This window comes from Comamonas sp. B-9 (genome assembly GCF_000410635.1).
In the GTDB taxonomy this organism is placed as follows: Bacteria; Pseudomonadota; Gammaproteobacteria; order Burkholderiales; family Burkholderiaceae_C; genus Comamonas.
Window position 1 is genome coordinate 1 of record NZ_APCR01000600.1, and the last position, 1,560, is coordinate 1,560.

General features: G+C 66.7%; 1 protein-coding gene. It reads right to left on the minus strand.

The window, feature by feature from the left end:
- A partial coding sequence (locus H928_RS26380) for an AAA family ATPase (protein ID WP_043338993.1) occupies positions 1-1,560 on the minus strand: 1,560 nt, incomplete at both ends.

A 1,560-nucleotide genomic window follows, 5' to 3' on the forward strand; every position in this document is an offset into this window, starting at 1 on the left:
GCCTGCTGGGCCTGGGCCATGGCACGGGTGGCGGCCACCAGGTCGACCAGCTGGGTGGTCACGCGGGTGGCGGCATCGGCATTGGCGCCGCCAGCGGCCTGCTGGCGCTGGAACTGGGCCTTGATCTCGGCCCAGCGCGCCTGGGCCTGCGCATCGGCGCTACCGCGCAGCTCGGCGAGCTTGAGCAGGTTCTCCTCGGCGCCACCGGTCAGCATCTGCGCCTCGCCCTGGTAATGGTCGCTCAGCATCTGCGCCATCTCGGCGTCGTTCATCACCGGGGTGATCTTCTCGGCGAGCTTGTTCATGTTGCGGTAGCTGCCCTGCAGCTTGAACGGCGGCTCGGTGCGGTAGCTGTCGTCCTGCGCGGCGCTGTGGATGTACTGCTGGTTCACCTTGAACACCAGCTCGCGCACCTGCAGCATGCGCTGGAGCACCGCCTCCATCTCGCGCAGCTCGGCGGCCGCATAGTCGTGCGACAGCGCATTGGCCGACACCTCCTTGCCCTGCACCCGGTCGAGCAGCAGGTACAGGTCCTGCAGGCTGCGCGTGGCCATCGGCGCGAGCACCGCGTTCGAGGTCATGCTGTTCTCGATATAGCTGAGCTTGAAGACCTCGTCCATGCCGCCCAGCACATCGCCCAGGTTGTAGATATCGGCGCGGTTGGCCAGCATGTCGGGGATCTTGAACACCTCGCCCGATTCGGTATAGGGGTTGCCCGACATGACCACGCAAAAGCGCTTGCCGCGCATGTCATGGGTCTTGGTCTGGCCCCTCCACACCCCTTCGATGCGGCGCGTGCCATCGGACAGCGAGATGAACTTCTGCAAGAACTCGGGATGCGTGTGCTGGATATCGTCGATGTACAGCATCACGTTGTTGGCCATCTCCAGCGCCAGGTTGAGCTTTTCGAGCTCCTTGGCCGCCGTCGCATCGGGCGCCTGCGCCGGGTCGAGCGAGCGCACCGAATGGCCCAGCGCCGGGCCGTTGATCTTCATGAAGATGAGGCCCAGCCGGTTGGCCACGTACTCCATCAAGGTGGTCTTGCCGTAGCCAGGCGGCGAGATCATCATCAGCAGGCCCATCTGGTCCGTGCGCTTGTTCTCGCCCACGACGCCGATCTGCTTGGCCAGGTTGTCGCCAATCACCGGCAGGTAGATCTCGTTGATCAAGCGGTTGCGCACAAAGGACGACAGCGGCCGGGCCTTGAACTCCTCGAGCCGGAAGCGCGCGCGGTACTCGCCCAGCAGCTGCTGGCGCAGCGCCTGGTAGCGCTCCCACTGCGGCAGGTAGCGGCGGTAGTGGCGCGCCGCACGCGTGGTCAGCTCGTCGAGCTGAATCTGCATGCGGCCCGCATCCACCCGGCCATGCTGGCCCAGCAGGCCCAGCACCTCGCAGCGCAGATCCACATTGCTGACCTGGTGCGGTAGCTCGCTCTGGCAGACCAGCCAGGCGGCGGCTTCGCTGCAGTAAGGCAGCCAGGCGGCACGCTCGGCCTCGGGGGCGGCCTGGGCCACCGTCTGCAGCCAGTGCAGCGCGCTGCGCCAGCGCTGGGCCAGCGGC